The sequence below is a fragment of the Pseudomonas sp. PDM21 genome, assembly GCF_014852505.2.
Classification (GTDB): Bacteria; Pseudomonadota; Gammaproteobacteria; order Pseudomonadales; family Pseudomonadaceae; genus Pseudomonas.
The window spans coordinates 6,668,573-6,687,921 of record NZ_CM181223.1 but is presented as its reverse complement, the minus strand read 5'-3'; the positions used below and the strand labels follow the sequence as shown (position 1 = coordinate 6,687,921).

Genomic DNA, 19,349 nt, shown 5'->3' with positions numbered 1-19,349 from the left:
TCTTTGCCGGCGCCGCTTCCTGACGGGCCGGCTTTCGTCTTTTCGAGGTCGATTCGGGATGCCTATCAGCCATCTTCACAAGGAATTTCTGCCTGCTGCTCATGGCGCCCCACCCTCCCTGCGCCGCCAGGGCAGGTCGACGGTCAGTGAGCGGATGCCTGCGGATAGCCTGCTGCTGAGTGTGATTATTCCTGCCTATAACTACGCCCGGTTGTTGCCGCGCGCCCTGGCATCGGTGATGAGTCAAGCCGACCTGCGGGTTGAACTCATCGTCGTGGATGACGGCTCCAGCGATGACACGCCGGCCCTGTTGCGCGAAGCCCAAACGCTCTATGGGCCGTCCCTGATCGTGCTTCAGCAGGCTAACGCCGGTGCGGCGTCGGCGCGCAATCACGGGTTGCGGACCTGCCGCGGCAGGCATGTGCTGTTCCTTGATGCCGACGATGAACTGTTACCCAACGCCGTGGCGACCGTCCTCGATATCCTGGCAGCACGTCCCTCGCTGGACCTGCTGTTGGGCGGCAACATCAAGTGCGATCCCGACGGCCGCGAGAAGCGCTTCATGCCCGGCAGCCTGGCGAGGCAGCCGCGGCAACGGCTGAAGGACTATCTGCTGTTCAAGCGTATCGCCATCGGCCACGGTTACATGGTCGCCAGTCGCAGGATGCTGCAGACCCGGTGGTATCCGGAGCATTTCCGCTGCAACGAGGACGTTCCCGTCTTCGCTTACCTGCTGGCCCATGGGCAGGTCGCCAGTGTTCCGTTCGCGCTGGCGCGCATACACAAACACCCGGGCAGCCTGCGCCATCAACTGGCCGCCGACCAGGAAATGGACCTGCAACTGGTGGACGAAGTGTTTATGGGGTTGCCGGAGAATTGCCTCGATCTGCGTTCCCGCTATTGCGCCCAGCGAAGTCTGTCGCTGTTCCGCAGCGCCTGCCTGGCCGGCAAGCGCGACGCGGCCCGTGGCTATTACCGGCGGGCTTTGAGCCAGGATCTTCGCCAGGCATTGCGCCTGACGTACCTGAAAAAGGCTCTGCGTCTCTGGCTGGCACGCTGATGTCGGTCCTGGTGCTGACCGCCGAGAAGAGGCTGCCTGATCTGACGGGGTTCTATCGCTCGCTGGGCAGCCTGCTGGAACTCGATATCCACCGGCTGGACAAGGCACAGCAATCGAATCTGCGCCGGACCCTGCGAGTGATCGATCTCGATCGTTACTCACGCGTTCTGCTTGACCTGCCTTTCCGCCAGGTGCATCGCCAATGGCGGACGTTGCGTCGGCTGCCGGGCTTACTGATCTACGACGAGGACGCCTGTCAGAACTACCTGGCCAACTCCCGCTGGCACGGTGCATTCAGCCAGCTTTATCGGCGCGTGCCAAACGCTCAGGTGGTGGTGACCGGTGCCCGGATCGCCGAGCGACTGGGCGAGGAAGGATTCGATGCGCACTGGTTGCCGAAGGGGTACGACTCGCAGCAGGTGTATTTTCAGGCCGGCGAACGAGATATCGAGCTCGGCTTCATCGGCCGGACCTCCAGCAAGGTCTACAGCGGTCGGCAGGAGCTGCTCGCGGCACTGGCTGCAGAGGAGCACCTGCAGATGTTGCGGACCGAGCCCGGCGCAGACTACCGCGCCGCCCTGAACCGCATCCGCTTCTTCATCAGCGCCGACGTCGGCCTGGGCGAGTACATGGCGAAGAATTTCGAGGCCATGGCCTGCGGCTGCGTTTTGCTGGCCTGGCGCCAGGGTCAGGAAGAGCAACGACTCGGCCTGGAGCACGGGCGTCACTTGCTGCTGTATTCGAGCCTCGCCGAACTGCGGGATCACCTTTCGCGCTTGCGCGGCGACCCGCGCTGGGCTGCGGACATCGCCGATCAGGGCCGGGCCTGGACAGAAGCCCGGTACAGCTACGCCCACATGGCCGCCTGCATGGCAAAACTGCTGATGGATCCCCGCCCGTTCAAACCTGCGGTCATCCGTTCCTCCTGGTGGCGCAGCCTGATACGCAGAGCAGTTCTGAGACCGATATGACCGAAGAATCCCCGATGAACGAACCTCTGGTCAGTGTGATCATCGCCTCATACAACCACGGACCCTACATAGAGGCTTCCATCGCGAGCGTCCTGGCGCAGACTTACCCCCATATTGAGTTGTTGGTCGTTGACGATGGTTCGAGCGATGACAGTGTGCAGCGAGTCCGCCGGCTGCAGGCTCTCCACGGATTCGATTTTCAGGTGCAGGCCAACCAGGGGTTGTCGCGGACGCTCAACGCCGCCATCGCCAGGGCCCGGGGAGGCCTGATCGCCCCGTTCGGGTCGGACGACGTCATGCTGCCCGGGCGTATCGCGGCCCAGGTCGCCTATCTGGCGGACAAGCCCGACGTCGGCATCTGCGCCTGCGGCATCCAGGAGATCGACGCTCAGGGCGCGAATAGAGGACAGGCACAGTGCCATGGAAACCGGCGTCTGGACTTCGAGGATGTCTTCCTCGATCGCAAAAAGGGCGCACCTGCGCCTACGCTGTTGTTCCGCCGCGAGGCGCTGGAGCGGGTGGGAGGCTTCGATCCCGCCATACGCCTGGAGGATCTGCTGATCGAGTTGCGTATCACCCGGGCGGGTTACTTCATCGATGTGCTGGATGAAGTCCTCGCCCTTTACCGGGTGCATGGCGATAACACGTACCTGAACTACCGCTTCATGACTCAGAATATTCTGCAGACCTATGCTCAGTTTGCAGACCATCCGGCGTACGAAACGGTACGCCTGCGTTTCCTGCGATCCATGGCCCTCAAGTGCGCTCGCCGGGACAAGGCACTGGCGCGCGAGCTGCTGGCGAAGCTGCCTCTGCAGGCCTGGAATTCGAAGGCGATCCGGGCGCTGCTGCGCCTGAAGTTTTCCCGCTGATCGCCTTGCTCTGGCGGGCAATCCACAAGCCAGCCAGCATCGCCAGGGGTATCCAGATTAGGAACCAGTGCTCTTTCGGTCGCGAGATGAAGGAGCCCCCCTCGGTCATGCCAGCTGTGAGGCCGAACACCAGCAAGGCTGAAACTCCGCGGACCCTGGCGCATTGGCGCTCGCGAATGCAGTAGGCCAGTGCCACGCCGTACATCAGCGTCCATAGCGCCCAGCCCGCCAGGCCGCCGCAGATGAGGACAGCCAACTGGATGTTGTGAGGTTCGGCGAACGCATCGGGAATGTCTTCAAGCTTGATGCGGATCGGATGCTCCAGACCGTGGCCGAACCAGGGCGATTCCTGGAATTGCCGTAGGGCCTCGCTCCAGATCTGCGGGCGGTAAGAATAGCCTCGCTGCAGCAACGTTTCGGGATGAATGCAGAACACCGCTGCGCTTGCGCAGGCCACGCAGGCCAGCAACAGCAGGCTCTTTCGATTGACATCGAGCAGGGTCAGCCAGAGCAGGGTGACGGCCAGCCCGACCAGGGGTGTCCGCGATCCGGTGGCCAGGATCAGCATCGACAGGATCAAGACCGAGGTGATCGGAATCAGCGGAAGCCTACGTTGATCGGAGAGCCAGCTGGCCAGCCACCACGCTGTGAAAAAACCATAGACATGGGAGGTCAGCAGCGGGTTGTAGAGTGCGCCGTACCCTGCCAGGCGGACCTCCGGGATGCCCTGCTGGAGCAGGTTGTAGTTGCTGTGCAAGAACCATAGCAGCGAGCCCAGAGCGCACAGGCTGCTGGCCAGGGCGGCCAGTTGCGTGGACCTTGTCAGAGCGTCGGAGGAGCGTTGTGTGAGCAGCGCACAGAGGGAAAACAGCAGAAAGATGTACAGCGGGCGCTTGATGATCCCTGCGACCGAGTTGTCTGTGTCGCTCCATTGCAGCGACAGCATCATGTAGGCGGAGAACGCGAGGAAACACTGCACCAGCGGATTGCGCAGCAGGTCGAGCACGGACTGCGGACGACACAGCAGGGCGACGAAGGTGGGAAGCGCGACCAGCAAGTAATAGAGCTTGTGGTAGTGGGTACGATCGGAGGTCCAGAACATTCCTGTCAGCAGGCAGAACCAGCCGAAGGGAAGAATGAAGCCTGTCAGCCAGGCAAAGGTCGTATTTGCGAGCGAGGGGCGTAAAAGGGGCATCGGGTGGGGTTTTCCGGGCGCGGCCATCTGCGCAGGGAGGCGATTGAGACGTTGGCAGGTGCCAGGGTTCGTCGGCTGATGACCTGGGACTGCGCCGCAATCGAAGCGAATCCGCGGGACGGGTGGGCAGACAAAATGGATTGCCCGGAGCCGGACGCCGAGAGTACTGATCCTGTGGGCGCGCGGGCGCCTAGCTGGAGTGCTTGGGAATTTTCTGGCGAAAGATTCGTCTGGAAGGCTGCGACGTTCTGCCCCAGCACGCTTCCGGGCAGCATTGACATAAGTCAGGCTCGACCGGCACTTGCAGGAGAAGGATAGGGTCATCCCAATCCCTCTTCGCCAGCGGAGAACGCGTCATGATGACCCACACCACCGCCGAGCTCGCAGCCCTCGGGGCTGTTGGCGCCGATCACTGGATAGAAACCCTCGACGACGGCAGCCATGTGCTGATCCGCCCGTTGCGCGCGGAAGATCGCGAGCGCGAGCGCCTGTTCCTCGAACGCCTGTCCCCCATGACCCGCAAGTTCCGCTTCCATGGCGAAGTGAAGATCGACGACAAGTTGCTCGATCGCCTCATGGACGTCGACTACCAGACCACCATGGCCTTCATCGCCCTGACCCATGTGGATGGTGAACTGCGCGAAGTCGGCATCAGTCGCTACGCGGCTGTGGATAACCAGCAGTGCGAATGCGCGGTGACCGTCGCCGACGAGTTCAAGCAACTGGGTCTTGGTCTGGCGCTGATGCGCCACCTGATCGACGTGGCCAAGCGCAACGGTTTCCACCAGATGTACTCGATCGACTCGTCCATGGACCGCGACATGCGTGACATGGCCCGCGAACTGGGCTTCCGCGCGCAGGTCGACCCGGACGATTCCTGCCAGGTCATTCGCCGCCTCGCACTCTGAAGTCTGAAGGCAATCCGACGGGGTTTCAGCCCCGTCGGCGCCACAGCGCCAGGCCCAGTAGCACTGCCAGCAACACCGCGCCCAGCGCCGCCAGCGGATAGACCATATCGTCATCCAGCAGCGGCTTCTCGATGCGCAGATAACCCTCGTCCTTGAACAACTGCTTCGCCACGTCGTTGGCGTGGGCCAGGCTGACCTTCGCCAGGCGCTTGTCCTCGTCCGGGAACTTGCCGTCGTCGAAGTCCGCCAGTGCGCCCCAGTAGTAATCCGCCAGTGTCGAATTGCCCGGCGTGCTCCAGGCCAGTTGAGCCCGCGCCACGCGCTGGATGCGGGCGAAGCGCTGAGGGTCGAGGCCGTCGTGGCGGATCTTCTCCACCAGCTCCCTCAGGGCCTTTTGCGCCACCTCCTGCTCATCCCGCTCGACATTCGCGTTGAGGCTCATGAAGCCCTGGTTGGCCCAGGCGGTGCGTTCGCTCCAGGGACCGTACGACAGCTCGCGGCGTACGCGCAGCTCGGTGTAGAGCGCATCGTTCAGGTAGGCCTGCAGCAGGTCCAGCGTGGCGCCGTCGGCATCCTCGGGCTCGGGGAATATCCAGTGCAGGACAGCGCTCTCGCCGAACAACCCGGTGGTCAGGTTTCGCTGGCGCTCGGCGCCTTTCTTCATCTGCGGCAGGTCGCGGCGCTCCGGCGTGTCGTGATCGACGAGAGCGCCATAGGTGCGTCCCAGGTAGACCGGAAGGCGCGGGTCGAGGTCGCCGACGATGATCAGGGTCATGTTGCCGGGGACGTACCAGTCCTTGCGCAACTGCTCCAGCTGGGCCTGGGTGAGGTTATCCACAGGCGCGCGCTCATCGCAGGACAGCCCCAGCTCCACGGCCAGCTGTTCCTGCCCGGCGCGGCTGACGTTCTGGTGATCCAGCCAGCGCTGCAGGTGCGAATAGTGGCCGCCGTCCTCGCGCACCAGCACCTGCTTGGCGGAGGCGATCTTGCGCTGGTCGAGCTGGGTGCGGGTGATGATTTCCAGCAGCAGGTCCAGCACCTGGCGTTGGGTGGCGGCGGGGGATTCGACGACGAAGGCGGTGTCACCCTCGCTGGTATAGGCGTTCCACTGACCGCCCAGGGCCTGCATCCGCGCTTCCAGGTCGGCCTCGTCGCCGCCGTCCAGGCCACTGAAGAACAGGTGTTCCATCAGGTGCGGCAGCTGCCGGTCGCGGCAACTGAAATCGCTGAAGCCGACGCCGACGATCAGGCGGATCGACACGTGGCCCTTCTCGCCGGTGGGCTTGAACAGCACGCCCATGCCGTTCGCCAACTGGTAGGCCTCGACCGTCTGTCGCTGGTCCGCATGGGACCAGGCGCTGAGCAGCAGGGACAGCAGGGGGACGAACAACCAACGCATGAGCGGTGTGCCTGAACGCAAAGCCGTGAGGATAGCGGATTGACCGGCGCGAACCCACCGCGTTCAACCTTTGTCGGGTGGCATCTTCGGTCATGGACGCTGGCTTGCTAGGTCACTGTCGCTGTCGGACCACGACACTACGCTCAGATCATCTAACCTCAGTGATGGACCCGTCGTTCGTTCCGCGCGGAGCGATCTGGAGGCTACATGCGTGTCCTGGTTACCGGCGCCGCGGGAATTCTCGGGCAGAGTCTGCTCAATGAGCTTGCCGTCCAGCATCTGGACTGGACGCTCATTGCCGCCGATATGCAACGGATCAAGTCCCAGGGCCTGCGGCCGAACATCGAGCCGGTAACGCTGGACCTCAGCGTGGCCGCCAATACGCGGGCCTGCGTGGAACACTGGAAGCCCGATGCGATCGTGCACCTGGCCGCGGTGGTGAATCCGCCGCGGGAGATGACGCCGCAGAAGCGCCATGCCATCGAGGTCGGTGGCACCCGCGCGCTAATCGAGGCGGCGCGGGACACCGGCGTCCAGCAACTGATAGTGACCAGTTCCGGCGCCGCTTATGGATTCCACCGCGACAACGCCGAATGGATCGACGAATCGCATCCGCTGCGCGGCCATCCCCACCTGCTCCACGCCCGCTGCAAGCAGGAGATCGAGCAACTGCTGGCCAACGCACGGGAGCGTTATCCACAGCTCAAGCAGCTGATTCTGCGCCCTGGCACCATCCTTGGCCGGCGTGTGCATAACCCGCTGGCCGAACTCTTCGCCCGCCCCACCCTGGTGGGAGTGCTGGGACATCGCAGCCGCTTCGTGTTCATCTGGGACCAGGACGTGGTGAACGTGATCCGCCAGGGACTGGAGCGCGGCAGTGAGGGCATCTACAACCTCGCCGGCGACGGCGCTTTGTCCATGCGCGAGATCGCCGGCCTGCTCAACAAACCTTACCGGTCCATGCCGGCAAGCTTGATGCGCGTGGGCTTGGGACTCCTCAAGCCGCTGGGGCTGTCGCGCTTCGGGCCCGAACAGGTGGACTACCTGCGCTACCGGCCGGTGCTGGACAACCGTCGGTTGAAGGAAGAGTTCGGCTATGAACCGCGCTATTCCAGCCGCGAGGCTTTCCTGGCCTATCTCGCGGCGCGTGGCCCGCACGGTTGATTCCCAAGCTGTGTAAAACCTGTAGATAAGTCTGTTGAAAAGCCTGTGAGCCGCCCACTGGGATCGGCCCTGACGGCGCTCGTCAGTTCTCCGCCTGGCGCCGCCGCTGGCGGTACTCGCCCGGCGTCAGCCCCGTCCAGTGGCGGAAGGCGCGGAAGAACACGCTGGGCTCGGAATAACCGAGCAGGGCGGCGATGTCCGTGGCCGGCAGGTTGCCTTCCCCCAGGTAGCGCTCCGCCAGTTGCCGCCGGGTATCGGCCAACAGCTGTTGATAACTGCTGCCTTCCTCCGCCAGCCGGCGCTGCAGCGTGCGTTCGCTCAGGCCCAGTTCGCTGGCGACAGCGGCACGGCCGGGTTCGCCGCGGGTCAGTTGCTCGCCGAGCAGGGCAACTACCCGCCCACTGACACTGGCGCTGGGCAGGCGGGCGAGCAAGCCCTCCGCGTGCTGGCGCAGCAGGTCGCGCAGTGGTGGGTTGGCCTGCGGCAATGGAGCGTCGATGAGCGCACGGGGTAGGCCCAGGGCGTAGTCCGTTGCTTCGAAGTACAGTGGGCAGTCGAAGGCTTTTTCGTAGTCCGCGAGGCTTTCCGGCTGACTGTGCATGAAACGGCAGCCGGCCAGTTGCAGACCGCTGAGCAGGGCGCGCAATTGCCGCGACCAGAACCCCAGCAGCGCCAGCGCGCGGGCACGGGTGGCCGGCGCCTCCGGGTTCAGCGGGCGGTAGCTCACCCAGATGATCTCGGCCTGGGCCTCGATGGTTACCTGGCCGCCCTCTCCCACCAGGCGCTGGTAGCGCATGGCCGATTCGAGGGCGTCACCCATCGTGGTGCTCGACTGCAGCAGGTAGCCCAGCGCGCTGAAGGATGCCGGCGACAGTGCGCGGCCCATGGCCAGGCCGGGCTCGTCATGCTTCAGGTCGGTCTGGATCACCTGCCACATGCGCTCCTGCAACGCGAAGTCTATGCGCGCGTCCGGGTCGCTGAGCTGGGATTCCTGAATACCGCTGGCGGCGAGCAGGGCGTCGCGGTTCAGACCGAGACGCACAGCCGCCAGCAGGATGGCCTGGGTCAGGCTGGCGCTGACCGAGGGAGGGCGTTGGGATTGAGTGCATGCTTCCATGGCGGCGGATTCTGCCCGAACCCTGGGCGTCGTGATATCAGGACTTTGTAGGGGCTGGCGAAGGTTCCGACGGAACGTTCGCACAGGCCCCCTGGCCATCAACCCGTCGCACTGGAGCCGGGGGGAGCCGGCCGCTGGTGATCCTGTACCGCTTCGACTTCGCGTTCGACGAAGTCCTCGTCTTCCACAGGTTCGCCGATTGCCGAACTGCTGGCATCGGGGTTGTCCAGAACAGCATAGGCGATGGCGCAGAACAGCGAGTTCAAGCGTTTCATGTCGCTGATCAGGTCAAGGTGCAGCGAGCTGGTCTCGATGCTCTGCACCACCTGCTGGCGCAGGCGGTCGACGTGGGAGTGGGCGAACCGCCGTTCCTGCAGGCGGAAGCGCTGCTTGGCGCGGCGCAGGCGCTTGGCGCCTTCCTGGTCGCCATTGAGGAACACCGAGAGCGACAGGCGCAGGTTGGCCACCAGTTGGCCGTGCAGCACGGTGATCTCCTCCAGGCCGTTGTCGGAGAAGGAGCGGCTGCGCGAAGTCTTCTTGTCCTGCACGGCGCCGAGCATGTGCTCGATGATGTCGCCGGCCTGCTCCAGGTTGATCGCCAGCTCGATGATCTCCGCCCAGCGGCGGCTGTCGGCTTCGCTCAGGTCCTCGCGGGGCATGCGCGCCAGGTACAGCTTGATCGCGGTGTAGAGCGCGTCGACATCGTCGTCCTGCTTGCGGATTTCCTTGCCCAGCAGCGGGTCGCCGCTGTGGATAACCTGCATCAGGTTGTTCAGCATCTGCTCGACGATATCGCCCATGCGCAGGGTTTCGCGCACCGCGTTGACCAGCGCCAGGCTCGGCGTATCCAGCGCTGCCGGGTCGAGGTGGCGTGGGCGCACGGTGTCTTCCGGGGAGTGGCGGTCGGGCATGATGCGTGTGCAGAACGCCGCCATCTGCCCGGTCAGCGGCAGGCAGGCGAGGCAGCGGGTGGCGTTGTAGAGCACGTGGAAGGCGATCACCAGTTCGGCGGTGCTGAACTGCCAGTGGTCGATCCACTCGGCCAGCGGGCCCACCAGCGGCAGCACCAGGGCGCAGCCGGCGACCTTGAACAGCAGGCTGCCCAGCGCCACGCGGCGACCGGCGGCGTTCTGCGAGGAAGCACTGATCATCGCCAGGATGCCGCTGCCCAGGTTGGCGCCGACCACCAGGCACAGCGCCACCTTCAGCGAGATCACCTTGGACGCCGCCAATGTCGCCGTGAGCAGCACGGCGGCCAGGCTGGAGTAGGAAATCATCGCGAACAGCGCGCCGGTCAGGGCGTCCAGCATCACGTCGCCGGTGAGGCTGGAGAACAGCACCTTCACGCCCTTGGCCTGGGTCATGGGCTCGGCGGCGGCGACGATCAGCTGCAACGCAAGGATGATCAGCCCCAGGCCGATGAACACGCGGCCGATCTGGCCGAGGCGCGTCTGCTTGCGGCCGAGGAAGAAGATCACCCCGAAGAAGATCAGCAGCGGCGACAGCCAGGACAGGTCCAGGGTCAGCACCCGTGCCATCAGCGCCGTGCCGACGTCGGCGCCGAGCATGATCGCCAGCGCTGGCGCCAGGGCCATCAACCCGGTGGCGACGAAGGAGGTGGCCAGCAGCGCCGTGGCGTTGCTGCTCTGCACCAGAGCGGTGACGCCGATGCCGGCGGCGAAGGCCAGCGGGCGCTTCTCCACGCTGCGGCTGAGGATTTTTCGCAGGTTGCTGCCGTAGACCCTGAGAATGCCGGTGCGGACGATATGTGTGCCCCACACCAACAGGGCGACGGCAGAGAGCAGATCGAGCAGTTTGAGCATGTCGGGCCCCCTCGCACTCAAGCGGGCCCGTGGGCGGTGCGTCCGTCAACGGACCCTGTAACGACCTCGCCCGCGGCTCCGTACAGACAGCGCGGAGGGCCGAGAAGGACACGGCAACGCTCAGGCGATTGTCACAAGACTGTCATGGTAGACCCTCGTTCTTCCTTGAGGGTTCGCCAAATCTCTGATTTGCCGGCAATCCTGTCTGTCAGTAAAGCCGATCAAAAGCGGATGCGAGCGCCTTTGCATCGGTTAATTCGCACGGAATGGCGAGCGGTAATGTCTAGACTGCCTGTCCACTTGCTGAAAGAAACACACCAAGGGTCGAGGAGTAGTCCCATGCGTTGGTCGTTCCCCCTCCTGATTGCGCTGGCGGTTACCGGTTGTGGCGACAAGTCGGCGTTACCATTCACCGCCGGTACCGGGCCGCAACCGCAGCTGCCGGAACCGCAGAGCAGCCTGCTGCCTACCGTCAACATCGCCAATGCCACCGGCTGGCCCGCCGACCAGAAGCCGCGCGCGGCCGAAGGCCTGGAAGTGCAGCGCTTTGCCGAGAAGCTCGAGCACCCGCGCTGGCTCTACGTGCTGCCCAACGGCGACGTGCTGGTGGCGGAAAGCTCGGCGCCACCCAGGGAAGAGTCCGGCGGACTGAAGGACTGGGTCGCCGGCAAGGTGATGGAGAAGGCCGGCGCCAACGTACCTAGCGCCAACCGCATCACCCTGCTGCGCGATGCCGATGGCGACGGCGTGCCGGAGCAGCGCAGCGTGCTGCTCGAGGGTTTGTTCTCGCCCTTCGGCATGGCCCTTGTGGATAACTGGCTGTACGTCGCCAATGCCGACGCGGTGGTGCGTTTCCCCTACAAGACCGGTGAGACGACTATCAGCGCCAAGGCCGAGAAGGTCGTCGACCTGCCGGGCGGGCCGATCAACCACCACTGGACCAAGAACATCCTCGCCAGCCCCGACGGCCGCTACCTCTATGCCACCGTCGGCTCCAACAGCAACGTCGGCGAGAACGGCCTGGATGCGGAGAAGAACCGCGCGGCGATCCTGCAGATCGACCTGTCCAACCGCAACGTGCGGGTGTTCGCCTCCGGCCTGCGCAACCCCAACGGGCTGGATTGGGAGCCCAACAGCGGCGCCCTGTGGACAGCCGTCAACGAACGCGACGAACTGGGCAACGATCTGGTGCCTGACTACATGACCTCGGTGAAGGACGGCGGCTTCTACGGCTGGCCCTGGAGTTATTACGGCCAGCATGTGGATAAACGCGTTGAGCCGCCGCGCCCGGACAGGGTGGCGGAGGCGCTGGTGCCGGATTACGCCCTCGGCGCGCACACCGCTTCCCTAGGCCTTGCCTTCTATCAGGGCAGCCTGCTGCCGGAGCGCTATCGTGGCGGGGTATTTATCGGCCAGCACGGCTCGTGGAACCGCAAGCCGCGCAGCGGCTACCAGGTGGTGTTCATCCCCTTCGGCGGCGGCAAGCCCAACGGCCAGCCGGTGACGGTGCTGGACGGCTTCATCAACGACAACGACGAAGCCATGGGCCGGCCGGTCGGCGTCGCTGTGGATAAGTTCGGCGGCCTGCTGGTGGCCGACGATGTGGGTAACACCGTCTGGCGCCTGCGCCCGGCGACCCTGAAGTGAATCGACAAGGAGAAAGCATGGCGATTGCCCGGCGTATTGCCCTGATGACTTTGCTGCTGGCGCTGGGCGCCTGCAGCAGCCTGTTCGGCACGCGCGACCCGCTGAACATTGATCTGGTCGGCCTGGAGCCGGCCACCGGGCAGGGCATGGAAGCGCGCTTCACGGTCAAGCTGCGGGTGCAGAACCCCAATGACCAGGCCATCGACTACAACGGCATCGCCCTGGACCTGTCGGTGAACGGCCAGCCGTTGGCCAGCGGGGTGAGCGACGCCAGCGGGCAGGTGCCGCGCTTCGGCGAAACAGTGATCAGCGTGCCGGTGAGCATCTCGGCCTTTTCCGCCTTCCGCCAGGCCTGGGGCCTGTCCGGCGGGCCGCCGCGCCAGGGCATGCCCTACGAGATCAACGGCAAGCTGGCGGGTGGCCTGTTCGGCACGGTGCGCTTCAACGACAAGGGCGTGCTGAACTGGCCGGAGCCGGTCGCACGCCCTTGACGTCGAGCTGCTGTGGATAAGCCAGGCTGTGGATAGCCCGGCTTTTTATTGCCCGGCTGTTATTCACCGCCGGTGGATAACACTCGTGAATTACTGCCCCGGAATGTCCTTGCGCAGTTTCACCGGGTCTTCCTTCTTGCCGCGCGCGGTGCGCATGCGAATGTTCAGCGCTTCCACCGCCAGCGAGAAGGCCATGGCGAAGTAGACATAGCCCTTGGGCACGTGGACTTCGAAGGCTTCGGCGATCAGCACGGTGCCGACCACGATGAGGAACGACAGCGCCAGCATCTTCAGCGACGGGTGTTTGTCGATGAAGTCGCTGATGGCGCCGGCCGCCAGCATCATCACCAGCACCGCGACAACGATCGCCGCGACCATCACCGGCACGTTGGAGACCATGCCCACGGCGGTGATCACCGAGTCCAGCGAGAACACGATGTCGATGATGGCAATCTGGATGATGGTGCCGATGAAGCCGCCCATCACGCTCTTGGGTTCGCCCTCGGCTTCATCCTCGCCTTCCAGGCCATGGAAGATCTCGCTGCTGCTTTTCCACAGGAGGAACAGGCCACCGAAGAACAGGATCAGGTCGCGCCCGGAGATGCCCTGGCCGAAGACCTGGAACAGGTCCGCGGTGAGGCGCATGACCCAGGTGATCGACAGCAGCAGCAGGATGCGCGTGACCATCGCCAGCGCCAACCCGAAGAAGCGCGTGCGCGGCTGCATGTGCTTGGGCATGCGGCCGACCAGGATGGAAATCATGATGATGTTGTCGATGCCCAGGACGATCTCCAGGGCGGTCAGGGTAAAGAACGCAATCCAGATTTCAGGGCTGGTGAGCCATTCCATTTAATCGGTACTCGAAGTCAGTCGTTAAGCTGTTCATTTATTGAACAGGGGGAACAGGCCCAGCAGCAGGGCCGCGGCGAGGATCGCCAGGCACACCAGCACGGCCCACTTGAGGGTGAAGCGCTGGTGGTCGCCGAAGTCCACCTTGGCCAGTCCCACCAGCAGGTAGGTGGAGGGCACCAGCGGGCTGAGCAGGTGTACCGGCTGGCCGACGATGGAGGCGCGGGCCATTTCCACCGGGGTGATGCCGTACTGCGCGGCGGCCTGGGAGAGTACCGGGAGCACGCCGTAGTAGAAAGCGTCATTCGACATGAAGAAGGTGAACGGCATGCTCACCAGCGCCGTGATGGTCGCCAGGTACGGCCCCAGCGCCGGCGGGATCACCGCCAGCAGACTTTTCGACATGGCTTCGACCATGCCCGTTCCGGAAAGAATTCCGGTGAAGACCCCGGCGGCGAAGATCAGCGAGACCACCGCGAGGACGTTCTCGGCGTGGGCGCCGATGCGCTTTTTCTGCTCCATGATGCAGGGATAATTCACGATCATCGCGATTCCGAAGGCGATCATGAAGAGAACCGGCATCGGCAACAGGCCGGCGATCAGGGTGCCCATCAGGACCACCGTAAGCACCGCGTTGAACCACAGCAGCTTCGGCCGGCGCGCTTCGGGGAACTGCGAGACGCTGACCTCGGCCATGGCCTCGTGGTCGGTAGGCAGGTGCAGCTCGCCCAGGCGGGCACGCTCGCGTTTGCCGTAGACCCAGGCCAGGCCGAAGATTGCCGCGATGCCGGCAAGCATGGCCGGGATCATCGGCACGAAAATGTCCGCCGGGTCCACGTGCAGTGCGCTGGCCGCGCGGGCAGTCGGGCCGCCCCAGGGAGTCATGTTCAGCACGCCGCTGGAGAGCATGATCAGGCAGGCCATCAACAGCGGGCTCATGCCCAGCCGGCTGTACAGCGGCAGAACGGCCGCCACGCAGATCATGTAGGTGGTCGAGCCGTCGCCATCCAGCGAGACGATCATCGCCAGCGCGGCGGTGCCCATCGATACCTTCAGCGGGTCGCCCTTGACCAGCCGGAGAATGCGCCGCACCGCCGGGTCGAACAGTCCGGAGTCGATCATGATGGCGAAGTAGAGGATGGCGAACATCAGCATCACACCCGTCGGCGCCAGGGTGCGGATGCCGTCCAGCATCATCGGCCCCAGGCCCTTGGCGAAGCCGCCGAGCAGGGCGAAGGCGATCGGGACCAGGATCAGCGCGATCAGCGCCGACAGACGCTTGGTCATGATCAGGAACATGAAGGTCGCCACCATGGCGAAGGCGAGGAAAGTCAGCATGGGGATAACTCCAGGTCGGCGCGGGGATTCAGCAGCGGCTGTGGATAAGCACGTGCGGTGCGGACGGAGTCGGGGCGGGAAGGGACAGGAAGCGGGGCATGGGCAATCACCGATTGTTGTTTTTGTACGCTGCGCGAACGCAGGTCCGGCCGGGAGGACCGAGGCGGCGATGCTAGGGGGTCAAGCTTTCAGCAGGCTTTCGCGGACGATGACCGCTGATCGGAGCGATTTCTCTAGGAGCGGGCCATGCCCGCGACAGCCTGGCAGCGAATCTTCCCCACGCTGATTCAGCGGCGCTGGAAAGCTTTGGCCGGCGGCTGCCAGTCCATCAGCTCGTTCTCCCGCGCATCGGCGTTGGCCTTGAGCCAGGCGCTCATGCTCTCGCCAATCGCCTTGCCGTAGAGCCTGTGGGAGTAGATCACCCCCGTGCCCGTGCCGTTCTCCAGCCTGAGGCGGGTGAACACCGCTTCGATGAAGCTCGGTTGCGGGAACACCGCGGCGATGAAGTAGACCGCGGGCTGACTGCCCCGGGCGGGGCTGGCGTCGACCTTGAGGATCATCGCGCCCTGCTGCTTGTAGTTGTCCAGCACAGCGTTGGCCACGGCCGCCATCTGCTCGGCATTCGTGGCCGCCGTGTAGCGGTGCAGGGTGACCATGTCCTGCCACTTCGCCAGGTCCTCCTGGCTTTGTGGCGTGAACTCGTGCTGATCCTCCCGGGACCAGCGATGGAAGTAGTCGGTGCCGGCGAAGGTGAAGTCCTTCGTCACGCTCGCGGCCCAGGACAGAGGAGCCATCAGAGCCAGCAGGATCAGCCAGAGACGCACGGTGTTGCCTCGTCGTGAGAGAAAACGGTGGCGTCAGCTCAGCTGCCCGACCACGCCAGGATCGCCTGCCTCCATTGTGGATCACTGCGTTGGCGATAGCGGCCCGCCAGGCGAAATTGCCTGCGGGACGGCCGTGTCGGTGATGGAGGGGGTTCGATCGGGCCAGCAGACAATTCCCGAGAACGATCAGCCGAGCGTCTGGATCAATCCCATCACCACCAGCAGGCTGGCGCCGGCGAGCAACGTCTGCAGGGTAATGATTCCGGCCATCAGCCCGCTCTCGCCACCCAGTTGGCGTGTCAGCACATAGGCGGTCGGGGCTGTCGGCAGGGCGAAGAACAGCACCAGCAGCGCGCTTTCCAGCGGCGGCAGGGCCAGCAGGCGGGTGATGGCGAAGGCCAGTAGCGGCATGGCCAGCAGGCGGATCGCGCAGTTCCAGCCCAGTGCCGAGGCTTCCGCGCGCAGTTCCTGGGGCTGCAGCGCGGCGCCGACACAGAGCAGGCCCAGCGGCAGGCTGGCCACGGCAAGCAGGTTGAACAGCCGGTCGGTGCCGCCAGGCAGGCCGATGCCCGTGACATTGAGCAGAGCGCCGGCCACGCAGGCGAGGATCAGCGGGTTCTTCACGATCGGCAGCAGCAGCGAGCGCAGGCTGATGCCGCGCTCGGCGGTCAGCGCCCACACCGACATCACGTTCACCGTCGGCACCATCAGCGCCAGCATCAGCGCGGCCAAGGTCAGCCCCGGCTTGCCGTACAGACTGCCGACGGCGGCAAGCCCCAGGTAGGTGTTGAAGCGCAAAACGCCCTGGGCGATGGCGCCGAAACGTGCGGCGTTCCAGCCGCGCAGGCGCTTGACGACCAGCAGGGCGACCCAGGCGATGCCCAGGCCCAGCACCACCGCCAGTGCCTGGCGGGCGAGGCCGGGGTCGTTCAGCGGTGCACTGGCCAGGCTGCTGGCGAGCAGCGCGGGGAACAGGATGAAGTAGTTGAGCCGCTCAGCTGCCGGCCAGAAGGCGTCGCCGGGGAAACCTTTGCGGCGCAGCACGAAGCCGCCGACGATCAGCGCGAACAACGGCCAGAGGGCCTGGAACAGAGCGGTCACGGCAACCCCGCGATGGTGGTGGGAGCGGGCATCTTGCCGAGGGCGTGCGGGAAAGGGCAAGGCGTGTGGATAAGTTTCTCACCTTGCCCGAAGCGGTTTTCCACAGCCACCAGCGCTGTGGAAAACCTTGTCCACAGGATCAGCGGCGGAAGCCGCCTCCACCGAAATGACCCCCGCCGAAATGCCCGCCACCGAAGCCGCCACCGCCCCACTGCCGCTGGGTCTGGTTGAAGCGCTGCTGGCCGATCTGCCGCGACTGGTATTGCTGGTCCAGCTGGCTGCGGACATTGGCCTGGTTCTGCTGCACCGGTTGCCAGCCGTTGCTGGTGTGCTGCTGCCAGCCGCTGTCGGTGTGCTGGTAGACGTTGCCGTCGTGGCCGGCGTAGACGTCGCCGTTCTTCCAGGCCACGGCGTTGCCAGTGCGCCGGTTGTAGCTGATGCCCTGGTTCTGCTTGTCGTAGCTGCCGCGTCCGTCGTCCACGTCGCCGGAGACGCCCCGCTCGGCGATGGTGGTGCGGCCGGTCTGGGCGTTGTGCTGGATGCCCTGCTGGCCGGCCTTGAAGTCACCGCTGTCGGCGTCGTAGGCCACGCCGCTGCGGCCCGCGCCGGACATTCCGGTGGAAGCATTGGAGTAAGCCCCGCGCCGCCCGGCCACGCCCTCGTCGGTGTAGGGATTGAAGGCCGAACCCTGGGCGCCCTGGAAGTGCGTCCCGGTGCGCGGGTTGTAGCCCACCGCTGAGCTGCCCTGCCACTGGGTGCCGGTCCAGCCGTTGTAGCCATAGGCGTGGGTGACCGTGCCCTGGCCCCAGCGGCCGTAGAAGTTCGCCTGGTTCACGTTGGCGTAGCTCCAGCCTCCGTGCGGATAGGGGCCCCAGTACGGGCCCCAATAGGGTTCCGGGGAACCCCAGTAGGCGCCCGCCGCGTAACCGAAGGCGAAGCCGGTCAGCGCGCCCACGGCAAAGCCTGCGCCGTAGCCGTAGGTCGGCGGATAGCCGTAGTAGACGGTCTGGCTGACGTAGGCCGGGTAGGTGTAGCCGGTGCCGTAGACCACCGTGCCGTCGCTGCTCACCACCACGCCCAGGTAGCCGGGCGTGTAGCCCACCACCACGGTCTGCGGGGTGACCGAGTAGATGTGCACGTAGGTCACGTAGTACACCGGCGAGCTGGGCGGGATGCCGTAGATCGCCGCCGGCACCTCGGTTGCCACCTGCCAGGGCCCGGTGGGGCTGGGGGCAACGAACCAGACGCCGTTGGTGACGGCGAAGAACTGGTTGGCGGCGACCTCGATCACCGGCGTCGGCGTGTTCACCGCGTACTGCAGGCTGGTGCCGCTGATGGGCTGGAAGCTGGGCGCACCGTCGTAGCTGACCTTCATGGTCGCCTTGCTGCGCGAGACCGAGGCCGTCTGCGGGATGCTCGCGGCGATGGCCGCTTCCTTCGCCTGCGGGGTGCCGGGCACGGATACCAGTACGTTGGCCTTCGGGTCCTTGGGCGAGATTTTCGCGAAGTCGGCGGGCAGGTCCTTGCCCTCGACGAACTGCCACGGTCCCTGCTCGCCGGGGCCGCTGAACCAGCGGCCGGAGAGCAGCACGTACCAGGTGTTGTGGGTCGGATCGACGAACACCGCGTGGTCGGCATTCTTCATCGTCAGCAGGCTGACGCCGTCCACCGGCTGCATCTGTGCGGTGCCGTCGCTGACGATCAGCTCGGTGGGCCGGGTCGCCACCAGAATCGCTGGCGCCTTGCCCGGCACCTTGCCGTCCTTGGGCAGCAGGGCGTCCACCGGGCCGGCTTTCTCCGCCACCTGCTGCGCATTGAGCAACGCCTTGGGTGGCTGGCTCAGCACCAGCCAGCTGCCATCCAGTGCCTGGGCCGTGTACCAGTTGCCGGCGGCATTGAGGTAGTGGTTGCCCTGGGCGTCGCGCAGGACCAGTACGCGGCTGTTGAGTACGCGCTGGAAGTCGCTGCTCGGCAGTGCCTGCCAGTTCGGCTGGCCATCGATCATCACCAGCACCGTCGGGGTCGCGGCGAAGACAATCTGCGGCGCGTCGTTCTTCACCTGCACATGGCGCAGCTGGTCGAGCTGCTGGTTCACCGCATAGGAAGCCTGCAGCTCATCGAGGGAGACGGTCAGACCGTCCCTGGGCAGGCGCGCTACCAGCGCGTCGCGCACCTTGCCGGCGCTGTCCGGGGCGGTGGGCACTTCCACCTTGTCGATGCGCAGGTCGGTGAGCTGCACCAGCCCCGTGGCCTTGTCGATGGCGGCGGCAGCGGAGAACTGCGCCACGCCGTAGGTCGGTGCGCCGTTGGCGGGGCCGATGGCGATGGCCGCGCGGCCACTCATGCGGGTGCCGTCCCAGCCCTCGATCTGCGGCTGGAAGATCTGCACGTGCTGCTCGCCCAGGGCGAAATCCCGCGGCCATTTCAGCTCGGTGACGGCGGGGGCCTGGGGATCGGCGGCGACGGAAAGAGCGGGGTGCAGCGACAGCCCGATGGCGAGCGCCAGGGACGACAGAACGGGACGTAAAGCCATGTTGGAAACCTTCCTTGAGGAGAGCTGCGTTCAACCTTAGTGCAGCGCGAAACAACC

Annotated in this window: 16 protein-coding genes; 7 read left to right on the top strand and 9 right to left on the bottom strand. The window is 65.2% G+C overall.

Annotated elements, in window-relative coordinates; all coding sequences use genetic code 11:
* The first annotated feature begins 58 nt into the window (after nucleotides 1–58).
* From IB275_RS30765 to IB275_RS30755, 3 genes are read left to right on the top strand one after another with little or no spacing between them, the layout of a single operon-like run.
* The gene (locus IB275_RS30765) at nucleotides 59–1,060 is read left to right on the top strand and encodes a glycosyltransferase family 2 protein (protein WP_225607726.1); all 1,002 of its coding nucleotides are present in this window, start codon (nucleotides 59–61) and stop codon (nucleotides 1,058–1,060) included.
* Complete coding sequence (locus tag IB275_RS30760; RefSeq protein ID WP_192294432.1) at nucleotides 1,060–2,031, top strand: glycosyltransferase; 972 nt, start codon at nucleotides 1,060–1,062, stop codon at nucleotides 2,029–2,031. The genes IB275_RS30765 and IB275_RS30760 overlap by 1 nt, the downstream gene beginning before the upstream one ends.
* 14 nt (nucleotides 2,032–2,045) lie before the next feature.
* On the top strand, nucleotides 2,046–2,903 hold the full coding sequence (locus tag IB275_RS30755; protein ID WP_318653025.1) for a glycosyltransferase: 858 nt from the start codon (nucleotides 2,046–2,048) through the stop codon (nucleotides 2,901–2,903).
* Here the strand turns inward: IB275_RS30755 and IB275_RS30750 are convergent.
* The gene (locus tag IB275_RS30750; RefSeq protein WP_192294436.1) at nucleotides 2,788–4,098 is read right to left on the bottom strand and encodes an O-antigen ligase family protein; all 1,311 of its coding nucleotides are present in this window, start codon (nucleotides 4,096–4,098) and stop codon (nucleotides 2,788–2,790) included. The two genes, IB275_RS30755 and IB275_RS30750, sit on opposite strands and share 116 nt — an antisense overlap.
* A 356-nt stretch (nucleotides 4,099–4,454) precedes the next feature.
* Between IB275_RS30750 and IB275_RS30745 the strand changes: the two genes are divergently transcribed.
* Nucleotides 4,455–5,006 carry a GNAT family N-acetyltransferase gene (locus IB275_RS30745; protein WP_081519008.1) on the top strand — a complete coding sequence of 184 codons (552 nt, stop codon included), beginning with the start codon at nucleotides 4,455–4,457 and terminating at the stop codon, nucleotides 5,004–5,006.
* A 25-nt stretch (nucleotides 5,007–5,031) separates the two neighbouring features.
* On the opposite strand, the gene IB275_RS30740 is transcribed toward IB275_RS30745, so the two are convergent.
* On the bottom strand, nucleotides 5,032–6,405 hold the full coding sequence (locus tag IB275_RS30740) for a M16 family metallopeptidase (protein ID WP_192294437.1): 1,374 nt from the start codon (nucleotides 6,403–6,405) through the stop codon (nucleotides 5,032–5,034).
* Nucleotides 6,406–6,612: 207 nt separating this feature from the next.
* Here IB275_RS30740 and IB275_RS30735 point away from each other — a divergent pair, with 207 nt between their 5' ends.
* Complete coding sequence (locus tag IB275_RS30735; protein WP_045213824.1) at nucleotides 6,613–7,569, top strand: NAD-dependent epimerase/dehydratase family protein; 957 nt, start codon at nucleotides 6,613–6,615, stop codon at nucleotides 7,567–7,569.
* Nucleotides 7,570–7,651: 82 nt separating this feature from the next.
* Here IB275_RS30735 and IB275_RS30730 read toward each other — a convergent pair whose 3' ends face one another.
* Together IB275_RS30730 and IB275_RS30725 are read right to left on the bottom strand one after the other, a co-directional pair.
* Nucleotides 7,652–8,686, bottom strand: a complete 1,035-nt coding sequence (locus tag IB275_RS30730) for an AraC family transcriptional regulator (RefSeq protein ID WP_192294439.1) — start codon at nucleotides 8,684–8,686, stop codon at nucleotides 7,652–7,654.
* A 98-nt stretch (nucleotides 8,687–8,784) separates the two neighbouring features.
* Entirely contained in the window at nucleotides 8,785–10,509 is a 1,725-nt protein-coding gene (locus IB275_RS30725) for a Na/Pi cotransporter family protein (protein WP_192294441.1), read from the bottom strand.
* Nucleotides 10,510–10,848: 339 nt separating this feature from the next.
* Here IB275_RS30725 and IB275_RS30720 point away from each other — a divergent pair, with 339 nt between their 5' ends.
* Nucleotides 10,849–12,156 (top strand): PQQ-dependent sugar dehydrogenase, encoded by a 1,308-nt coding sequence (locus IB275_RS30720; RefSeq protein ID WP_192294443.1) that lies wholly within the window; start codon nucleotides 10,849–10,851, stop codon nucleotides 12,154–12,156.
* Between the two features lie 17 nt (nucleotides 12,157–12,173).
* On the top strand, nucleotides 12,174–12,647 hold the full coding sequence (locus IB275_RS30715; protein ID WP_081519014.1) for an LEA/WHy family protein: 474 nt from the start codon (nucleotides 12,174–12,176) through the stop codon (nucleotides 12,645–12,647).
* A gap of 90 nt (nucleotides 12,648–12,737) precedes the next feature.
* Here the strand turns inward: IB275_RS30715 and IB275_RS30710 are convergent, their stop codons facing one another.
* The 5 genes from IB275_RS30710 to IB275_RS30690 all read right to left on the bottom strand — a co-directional run bounded on the left by IB275_RS30710 (nucleotide 12,738) and on the right by IB275_RS30690 (nucleotide 19,292).
* Complete coding sequence (locus tag IB275_RS30710; protein ID WP_192294445.1) at nucleotides 12,738–13,496, bottom strand: TerC family protein; 759 nt, start codon at nucleotides 13,494–13,496, stop codon at nucleotides 12,738–12,740.
* Nucleotides 13,497–13,529: 33 nt separating this feature from the next.
* Nucleotides 13,530–14,834, bottom strand: coding sequence for a CitMHS family transporter (locus IB275_RS30705; RefSeq protein ID WP_192294447.1), 1,305 nt, complete (start codon nucleotides 14,832–14,834; stop codon nucleotides 13,530–13,532).
* Nucleotides 14,835–15,121: 287 nt separating this feature from the next.
* A complete protein-coding gene (locus tag IB275_RS30700; protein ID WP_225601789.1) occupies nucleotides 15,122–15,658 on the bottom strand; it encodes an HI_0983 family protein in 537 nt (178 codons plus the stop codon).
* A 186-nt stretch (nucleotides 15,659–15,844) separates the two neighbouring features.
* The gene (locus tag IB275_RS30695; RefSeq protein WP_192294449.1) at nucleotides 15,845–16,819 is read right to left on the bottom strand and encodes an AEC family transporter; all 975 of its coding nucleotides are present in this window, start codon (nucleotides 16,817–16,819) and stop codon (nucleotides 15,845–15,847) included.
* Nucleotides 16,820–16,898: 79 nt separating this feature from the next.
* Nucleotides 16,899–19,292 (bottom strand): carbohydrate-binding family V/XII, encoded by a 2,394-nt coding sequence (locus IB275_RS30690; protein WP_192294451.1) that lies wholly within the window; start codon nucleotides 19,290–19,292, stop codon nucleotides 16,899–16,901.
* Nucleotides 19,293–19,349: the final 57 nt, after the last annotated feature.